Origin of the sequence: Pseudoalteromonas sp. A3 (genome assembly GCF_025942345.1) — a bacterium.
Taxonomy (GTDB): Bacteria; Pseudomonadota; Gammaproteobacteria; order Enterobacterales; family Alteromonadaceae; genus Pseudoalteromonas; species Pseudoalteromonas atlantica.
This window is the reverse complement of record NZ_JAPCKL010000024.1, coordinates 1-8,280: the sequence shown is the minus strand read 5'-3', so window position 1 is coordinate 8,280 and position 8,280 is coordinate 1. Positions and strand designations below refer to the sequence as shown.

Below are 8,280 nucleotides of genomic sequence, written 5' to 3'. Positions count from 1 at the left end.
AAAGTCAGGGCTTTATCTACGGAGCAGTATTAAATACTAGGCGCAAAGGCAAGCTCACTGACTTCGATGTGATAAATAATAGCTAATCATTTATCAACGAGAGATACAAGGCGCGAAGCTTGCTCGCGCAAAATGTTAGTTGCTCCTCTAAAAGTGAAGCGGCTCTTAACCTCTTTGTGGTTTATTGATCTTTAATACAAAAATGCACAAAGAGAAGGGAAAGAGGAGTAAATGAGAAGTGAAAGTTGTAGGCGCGAAGCTTGCTCGCGCAAAATAGTGGCTATGGCATTTAATAAATGCTTACCTTACAATTAAAAAAGCGGTGTTGAAATTTAACACCGCTTTTTTACGTTAAGGCAATAAAGATGCGTTTAAAGCATTGGTTTTAGCACATCATATAAAGCGTTGATGTGATCGTCTCTGTCGTTTAAAGCGGCTATATAGCGGTACTTTTCGCCGCCTGCATTTTCAAAAATTTCACGGTTTTCTTCTTCTAGCTCTTCGAGTGTCTCTAAGCAATCGGCGCTAAAAGCAGGGCTTAAAATTGCAACGTCGGTAATGTTTTCATCAGGTAACGATGCAAGCGTGGCGTCGGTGTATGGCTTTAACCATTCGGCTTTACCAAAGCGGCTTTGAAAAGTGCTAATTACTTTATCTTTATCAAGGCCTAGTTTTTCAACCACTAAACGCGTGGTTTGCAAACATAGGCAGTGGTAAGGGTCGCCTCTATCTAAAAATAGCTTTGGCATACCGTGGTATGAAAAAACTAATTTTTGTGGCATGCCGTTTTTTTCTAAATCTTCACTAATGCTGCTAGCTAATGAATCAATGTATGCGGTGTTTTTGTGATAACCATTTACAAAGTGCAGCTCGGGCACCCAGCGCCATTTTTGCAATACTCTTGATACGGCATCAAATGTTGAGCCAGTGGTAGGGCTTGAGTATTGCGGGTAAAGCGGTAGTACAATTATGCGCGTTAGGCCTTTATCGCGCAGCTCTTCAAGGCCCGCCTCTATTGAAGGATTGCCGTAACGCATGGCCATAACAACTTCGGTATTGGTATAACCTTGCTCTTGGAGTAGTGCGCTTAGTTTGTCACGTTGCAAGCGGGTAATATGCGTTAGCGGCGAACCGTTTTCGGTCCAAATGCTTTCGTATAGTTTTGCTGAGCGCTTAGGGCGAATACGCAAAATTATACCGTGCAGTATTATCATCCACACTAAACGTGGAATTTCTACAATGCGCGGATCGGATAAAAATTCACGTAAGTAGGTACGCAGTGCCGCAGGGGTGGGCGCGTCTGGACTGCCTAAGTTGGTAAGTAAAATGCCCGTTTTTTGATTAAAACGTCCGTCGTGGGGATTGTCAGTGACTGCAGAAAATCGCGACACGCTGTGCTCCTTAAAGCAATGTGATACCAATTCGCAATAATACTTAATCATTTTGCGGGGCTAAACGTGTCGCTACCAGCGTTAAGCAATTCTCATTTAGAACAACTAAATAGCGAATTTTTTGCCTAGCTATCTACACGTTTTTCCACCCTCAAAATAAGTTACTTAATTAGGCGGATTGGTATTAAACAGTTTAAAATTTATACCCAGATTAACAGGTACCTGTTTGAATTAGTTTAGCTTATTTACGGTAATTGTAACGAAAAAAGCCACAGTTTAGATCACTCATTTAGCGCTTTTTACCATTATTCTAAATGGGGTCGGTTTTTTGGCTTCTAGTTGCTGTAGTTTTCCGATGGATTTTTTGCCAAACACATGGCCTTTAGGTAACAACATAATACCGCTGTGGCTGTGTAACGTATGGCCTAAAATCATATTGGCTTTTAGCTCTTGAGCGCTGCATATAATAATAGAGCCCGCATTATTAAGTTGCTCATTTAATTTGCTATGGCTTGCCTCGAGTGCGCGCACAATTTTAGGGTGGTAAAAAGTGCCACTGTACATTTTTACGCTTTCGAGCGCATCGCCGTGGCGCTCTTTGTCTGTGGGGCTTTGGCTTTGTTCAAATGCGTTCCAATAATCGCGAGCAACGCTGAGCACCATAGCGCCAATAGGAATGTCGTTTGCTGCTAATCCTTTTGGTAAACCGTTGCCGTTAAAGCGCTCATATTGATGATAAATTGCATCAGATACATCATGTAAATGTATAGCAGGCATAAGCATTAATTGTGCTGTGCTTGGGTGTGTATAAAAGGCTTTGCGCTGTTGCTCGCTTAGCCGACTCACTGGCTTTTTATAGAGCTCTGGGTCCATAGCAAGCAAACCTATTTGCGCTAAGTAACCCGCCATGGGGGCTAAATCTATACTTTTTTGCGAGAGGTTTAAGTACAGTGCTATTTGGGTGCAGGTGTCGGCAATTTTTTGCGCTTTGTTGCCATCTAAGTATGGGTTGGCGTTTATAAAATTATAAAGTAGCTCTACGGTGGCTTTGTGTTCGTGTTTTTCGCGCTCGTTGGCATCTTCTAGCTGTTTAAGTACTTGCTTAATTTGCTTTGTACGCTTCTCTACTCGTTGCTCTAATGAGTTATTTAATTCGAGAAGTTCTTTGTTTTGCTGTTTTACTTGCTGCTCGAGTTGTTTGTTTTGTTTTTTTAGCTGAAACTTTTCGATGCTGTCGTTTATGCTGCGCAAAAGCATATCGTTTTGCCATGGCTTTTGTATGTAGCCGTTAATTTGCGCTAGGTTTACAGCGGCTAGGGTGGTTTCTATTTCGGCGTAGCCGGTTAATAAAATACGTTGTGTTTCGGGAGCTTTGTTACGGGCTTGCTCTAAAAATTGCGCGCCATTCATGGTGGGCATTTTCATGTCGCTAATAATTAAGCTAAATTCGTGGCTGTTTAAAAGCTCAAGCGCTTGCACTGGGCTTTTGCAGGTCATAAAACTAAAGTTATTATTTTTTAATAAGGAGGTTAGTGAGCGCAGAACAATTTCGTCGTCATCAACACAAAGTACATCTACGGCAGTGATTGAATGTGCAGCGTCTGCTGGTTTGGTCATAGTGCTACCTTTTAAAATAATAAGCATAGCCTAAAAATTGCCCCTAGTTTGCATAATTACGTATGGCAAACTAAACGTTATACATGGATGCGTATTTATGGAGCGAATAGGATGAGCACTTTAACCGACGACTACAAACAAGCCTTTTTAGATGAGCAGCAAAAGCGTATAGCCGCAGAGCAACTGCTTGCCGATAAAAGCCAATTGTTAGTTGTGTTAAATGGCGAACTAACCAAAAACGTTGCTGAGCTGTCTTTGTATCAGCAAATGTTTGTTCAGGCCGACAAAATGGCAAGTGTGGGTGTTTTGTCTTGCAGTATTGCGCATGAAATAAATAACCCGCTTTCGTATGTAATTAGTAATATAGAAAGCTTGCAATATGTTAGCCCTCTTTTATCAAAATCTCTTCACTATAACGAGCAGTTTTTAAACGGCCAATTAAATGCAGGGCAATTTAAAAACGTGTTGGTTGATCTAAAAAAACAATACGAACTGGCATGGAATGGACACGAAATTTACTCGCAGTTGAGCGAAAGCCTAGATGGTTTAAAGCGCATAAAGCAAACCGTGCATAATTTATTAAACCTTAGCCAATTTTCAAGTATCCATAACAAGCAATATTTAGATGTAAGCGAGGTTGCAGGCTCTGCTTTAGGCGTGTTGCAAGGGCAGCTTAAATACTGCGAAATAAAAACCAATTTTGAGCAAGTGCCGCTAATTTGGGGGGAGCTGTCGTCTATTCATCAAATTTTTGTTGAGCTGTTATTAAATGCTCAACAAGCGTGCGAACATGAATTAGAAAAAGGCACCATTATTGAACTAAGCGTAACGCAGCAAAATGAGGGGGTATGTATAAAAGTGAAAGATAACGGTTGTGGAATGGATGAAAATACCCAAGCGCACCTCTTTAAGCCTTTTTTTACTACACATAAAACCGCCCACTCATTAGGAATAGGAATGACCGTTGTTAACTTTATTTTGCAAGATCACGGCGGAAAAATAGAAGTTAGCAGTACTTTAGGAACAGGTACTACCATTTGTTGTTGGTTACCCGTAAAAGTACAAGAAAGCGTGATAAACCCATTGTAAATAAAGTGTTAATTTAATTTGGGGTTGAAATTAAAATCCTTAATTGTATGTGTTTTAAACAAGTTTAAGTGTTATTTTTTAGTATTTACATTTTTTTGCATAGTTAGACCTATTATTTAGTTTTTTTCATTTCTTTTTATTTGCATATGTTGCTAGGATGTTCCCCAGTGCGATGCGTTACATCGCAATAACAAATATTAAAGAACACACTAAACAGGGTCGTCACCATGTCAACATACCGTTTAAATACATTAGCTGCCGCTGTTGCGTTTGCCGTAAGCGCACCAAGCATTGTAAGCGCTCAAGAAGCACCTGTTGAGGCTGCACAAAATATCGAACAAATTTCTGTATTAGGGTCGCGCGTTTCTAACCGTACCTCTACTGAGTCTTCGTCACCTATTGATTTAATAGACGCTGATGATTTAAACAAAGGCGGCTTTACAGAACTAGGGCAGAGTCTGCAAGCTACTGCCCCGTCGTTTAACTTTTCTCGTACGCAAGTATCTGATGGCTCTGATTTATTTAGACCAGCAACGCTGCGCGGTTTACAGCCAGATCAAACGTTAGTGTTGGTTAACGGTAAGCGCCGCCATAATCAATCTATTTTTGGCCTTAACGGCACTGTAGGTGCAGGCGCAGCCGGCACCGACATGAACGCCATTCCGCTAACTGCGCTTAAAGGTGTAGAAGTACTACGCGATGGCGCAGCAGCTAAATATGGCTCTGACGCGATAGCTGGCGTAATTAACTTATCGCTTAATAATTCAACTGGCGTAACAACGGGTTACGTACAGTACGGCGGCACTAGTGAAGGCGACGGCGATACGCTTTCTGCAGGTTTAAACCGTGGTTTTGACTTAGGTAACGAAGGCGGCTTTATTAATTTATCGCTTGAGTATCGTGATGCCGATGGCACTAACCGTGCAGAGCGCGATACCGGTGGGTCGTTAAATGTTGAGCCAGGCACGCTGAGTGAAGATGTACGTTGGGGCCAAGGTAACTCAGAAAGTGAATTTACCTCGTTGTTTTACAACATGGCTTTGCCAATGGGCGACAGCGAATTGTACTCATTTGGTGGCTATTCTGAGCGTACCGCGCTGGGTAATGGTTTTTACCGTAACTTTAACGAAGCGTCTAAAAATGTAACGCAAGTATACAGCGATGGCTTTTTACCCCGCATTTATAACGAGGCTGAAGATATTTCAGTAGCGGTTGGTTTTAGAGGCGATATAAACCCAGATTGGGGATACGATGTATCGGCAGTGTATGGTGAAAACCAATACGACTTTACCTCACGTAATACTATAAATGCCTCTTATGCGGCGGAGTACGTATTTAACAACCCAGATGCAAGCGATGCCGATATAGCAGCAAATGCAGGCCCAAGCGGCGGTTACTCTGGTGGTTTTAGATTTGATCAAACAACAGTTAATGCTGATTTTAACGGCATTGTTGATATTGGCCGCAATGAGCCTTTATATGTAACTATTGGTGCAGAATACCGTAAAGAAAACTATGAAATAGTCCCTGGCGATGAAGCCTCTTATGCATGTGGCTTGGCAAATACCGATGCTTCGTACCCTTCAGTAAACGACCCTGATCAATTTGCTGAGTGTGGTTTTCAGGCTTATAACGGTTTGCGCCCAGAGGCAACAAACAAGAGCGATCGCCACAGCTACGCGTTTTATGTAGATGTAGAAACCATGGTAACGGATGCATGGAACGTAAGTGGTGCGTTGCGCTATGAAGACTTTTCAGATGCGGGCGATGACTTAATTGGTAAATTAGCAACACGTTATGAATTTAACGATGACTTTGCAGTACGTGGTGCGGTTTCTACTGGTTTTAGAGCGCCATCGCTTCAGCAAAGTGGTTATACCGCATTTACAACTAACTTAGGCTCAGATGGCACACTTACGCAGTCGTTCACTGCAAATACGGGGACTGCTTTTCCAAGTGCGTTAGGTGTAGATAGCCTAGAGCTTGAAACCTCAACTAACTACAGTGCTGGTTTTGTTTACGATGTAACAAGTGAACTTTCGTTAACGGTTGATTTTTACCGCGTAGAAATTAAAGACCGTATTACGCTTGGTAGTTTACTTTCTGCAGAGGACGTTGCCTTTAGCGATGAAGCCGTAGCCGCGCTTCAAGCAACCGGCGCAGTGCAAGCTAATTACTTTTCAAACTCTGTAGATTCAACTACACAAGGTGTTGATATTATTGCCTCTTACCGTACTGATGTAGAGGGCGGTAATTTTGGAGTAACCTTTGCGGGTAACTTAAACGACACTAAAATTGATAACGTGAACGCAGAAGAAGGTATTCCTGAGTCGGTGGCGTTTGATGATTTACAACGTAGCTTTTTTACCGACGGCCAGCCAGGTGAGCGCGCAACTTTAACGTTTGACTATGAGCGTGATGCGTATGAAACAACGCTTCGCTTTAATTACTTTGGCGAAACAGACGTTAAATACTTTGGTAATGACCACATCCCTTTACCCGGTGAGCTTTCGCCTACGGGGTCGTTTAAACCAACTAGTACAGTTGAATCAGCAGTACTAGTGGATTTAAACGTTAGCTACCAAATTAACGAAATATTTAACGTATCGGTAGGGGCTGATAATATTTTTGATGAAACCCCAGATGAGCTAGGTGATGACGAAGTGCTTAACTTTATTACCAACGGCGCGTTTAAATACCCTGTACGTGCATTGCCTTATGGCTTTGACGGGCGTACTTATTATGCAAAAGTAAGCTTTGAATTTTAATTATTTGAGCTAAAACTATTTAACCTGAACTCTGGTTAAGAGATATACCAACATATTTTATTATCCAGCGTTCAGGTTACTCAGCGCAGTTATTTACTGCGCTTTTTTTATGTTTATTTATTATAAAAAAGAGCGTTAAAACACTTGCAAGGTTGAAAATTAGGCACACAATCGCCACTTCTTAAGGTTCTTATTGTTATAAATAGTTAGGAAATAAAATGGCTAAAAAATCGAAAACCAAAGCCGCAAATAATAGTGCGGTAGACACCGGCCGAGGTGTTATTAATCATAATGCGCTGGCGGCGCTAGTAACTTCTAAAGTGTTTAAACCTCAAGTGGTTAAAGCTAAAAAAGGGAAAGGCTCGTTTAAGCGTAATCACAAACACGTAGGACGAGAGTCTTATTTAATCGCGGCTTAAATAGCACCGATCAAATAAGACTTTTAACTACCTACTTTTTGCCAAGCATACGCGTAAGGGTGTTGTCTTTATCAATAATATGGTGCTTTAAAGCGCCCACAATATGTAAACCTAACGCGATAAGAAGCGCATTTGCTGTAATACCGTGAACGGTTTTTCCTATCTCTGCTAAGCCTTGGTTAAAAGCGAGGCTTTTTTGTGGGTTTTCTGGATTGGGGTTGTGCGGTATAAGCTCTAGCCCGAACATCTCTACGCCATGCCCACCAAAGCCCGACATAATCAGCCCCGAAATAGGCATAAGTAACATGCTTATTATAAGAACGTAATGCACAATTTTAGCTAACACTTGCTCATAATTTGGGTGTTTAACATCGTGCTTTGGCCAGCCATTTACAATGCGCCATGTTACTCTTAATAACGCAAAAGCAAGCAGCATTACGCCAAATGATTTGTGCCAACTCATTAGAAAAAAACGCTTTAAAGTTTTCCATATATAGGCCTGAGCCTAATAACCCAATAATTAAAATAGCTACAATCCAATGCAGGCTTATGGTGGTTTTGCTTAACGTACTTGTTGTATCTTTTGTAAGTTTCATTGTGGTTATTCCTAACTTAAAAAGTGGCGCTTAGTTGCGTGTACAATTGAATAATCTACATTAATGCAGCTAGCTTAAACTATAGAGGGTTAAAGTAGGGTTAACGAAACTTATTTTTACATTTAAAAGGATAAAACCTGCAACGTGAAGTGAAAGTTGTAGGCGCGAAGCTTGCTCGCGCAAGATGATAGTTGCTTCTCTAAAAGCGACGCGTCTCTTAACCTCTTTGTGATTTATTGATCTTTAATACAAAAATGCACAAAGAGAAGGGATAGAGGAGTAAATGAGAAGTGAAAGTTGTAGATACCATCTCTCATTTTAAGTGTATTAGTTCAGACAAGATCTGACACATCAACTTGAAAAAGTGAGAGTTACCCGTTTTGATAAAAGGTGTCGAATC

General features: G+C 41.2%; 6 protein-coding genes. 3 read left to right on the top strand and 3 right to left on the bottom strand.

Annotation, left to right across the window (positions count from 1 at the left end; genetic code table 11):
• Positions 1-371: 371 nt before the first annotated feature.
• A complete protein-coding gene (gene hemH, locus OIZ54_RS20135) occupies positions 372-1,391 on the bottom strand; it encodes a ferrochelatase (protein WP_264391145.1) in 1,020 nt (339 codons plus the stop codon).
• Positions 1,392-1,676: 285 nt separating this feature from the next.
• The gene (locus OIZ54_RS20130; RefSeq protein ID WP_264391144.1) at positions 1,677-3,008 is read right to left on the bottom strand and encodes an HD domain-containing phosphohydrolase; all 1,332 of its coding nucleotides are present in this window, start codon (positions 3,006-3,008) and stop codon (positions 1,677-1,679) included.
• 111 nt (positions 3,009-3,119) lie between these two features.
• Between OIZ54_RS20130 and OIZ54_RS20125 the strand changes: the two genes are divergently transcribed.
• The 3 genes from OIZ54_RS20125 to arfA all read left to right on the top strand — a co-directional run bounded on the left by OIZ54_RS20125 (position 3,120) and on the right by arfA (position 7,284).
• A complete protein-coding gene (locus tag OIZ54_RS20125) occupies positions 3,120-4,097 on the top strand; it encodes a sensor histidine kinase (RefSeq protein WP_264391143.1) in 978 nt (325 codons plus the stop codon).
• 227 nt (positions 4,098-4,324) lie between these two features.
• On the top strand, positions 4,325-6,865 hold the full coding sequence (locus tag OIZ54_RS20120) for a TonB-dependent receptor plug domain-containing protein (protein WP_054982085.1): 2,541 nt from the start codon (positions 4,325-4,327) through the stop codon (positions 6,863-6,865).
• A 218-nt stretch (positions 6,866-7,083) separates the two neighbouring features.
• Positions 7,084-7,284, top strand: coding sequence for an alternative ribosome rescue factor ArfA (gene arfA / locus OIZ54_RS20115; RefSeq protein WP_055255815.1), 201 nt, complete (start codon positions 7,084-7,086; stop codon positions 7,282-7,284).
• 31 nt (positions 7,285-7,315) lie between these two features.
• Here arfA and OIZ54_RS20110 read toward each other — a convergent pair whose 3' ends face one another.
• On the bottom strand, positions 7,316-7,747 hold the full coding sequence (locus tag OIZ54_RS20110; protein WP_264391142.1) for a cytochrome b: 432 nt from the start codon (positions 7,745-7,747) through the stop codon (positions 7,316-7,318).
• Positions 7,748-8,280: the final 533 nt, after the last annotated feature.